The sequence below is a fragment of the Arthrobacter sp. 001422645 genome (assembly GCF_059816125.1).
Genome location: NZ_JCBANT010000039.1, coordinates 1 through 630, shown reverse-complemented (window position 1 = coordinate 630; position 630 = coordinate 1). Strand labels below are relative to the sequence as shown.

Genomic DNA, 630 nt, shown 5'->3' with positions numbered 1-630 from the left:
GCGGTGCCAGGGGATGATGTGGTCGAAGTGGCGGATCGGGGCGTCGCAGTACGGGGTGCGGCAGGTGTCGTCCCGGGCCTGGATGAGGCGGCGGAGTCCGGGCGGGAAGAGCCGGGCGCGGGAGTCCAGCGCGGTGAGCTCACCGGTGCCCGGCGCGGTGTAGAGCCGGCGGAGCCAGACGGTGAAGGCCTTGTCCACGTCCCCGTCCGAGTTCTTGGCCGTATCAGTTGTCGTATTCGTGTCTTCGGTTCGCGCGCGGGTGGCTTGTCCTCCATGTTGGAGGAGGTCGCGGGCCCAGGCTGCGGGGACGATGCCGTAGCCGGGGAGGCGGGCGGGTTCGCTGTCGCCCTGGAGGAGGGTGCGGTCGGTCATGACGAGCTGGAGTTCGATGCCGGTGATCCCGCCGGAGGTGCCGGTGGTGCGTTCGACCAGGGTATCGGTCATGAGCTGGCCGCGGGTGCGGGGGTCACCGTTGTTGCGGAGGGTGTCGGCGTGCCGGGTCAGGGCGGCGTACATCGCGATGCCCTGACCGGCGGGGAGCAGGGCGGTGAGGTAGCACATGGTGTCCGGGGCCGGGCGGAGACTGACGTGCCGTTCGGTGGCGGCGTGGCTGGCCCGCTGGGTGACGGT

1 protein-coding gene is annotated in these 630 nt (G+C 71.1%); it reads right to left on the bottom strand.

Going from position 1 to position 630, the window contains the following annotated elements; translation table 11 throughout:
• Positions 1-630: HNH endonuclease (locus AC6EUH_RS18285; protein ID WP_499739506.1), on the bottom strand; the 630-nt coding region annotated here is incomplete at both ends.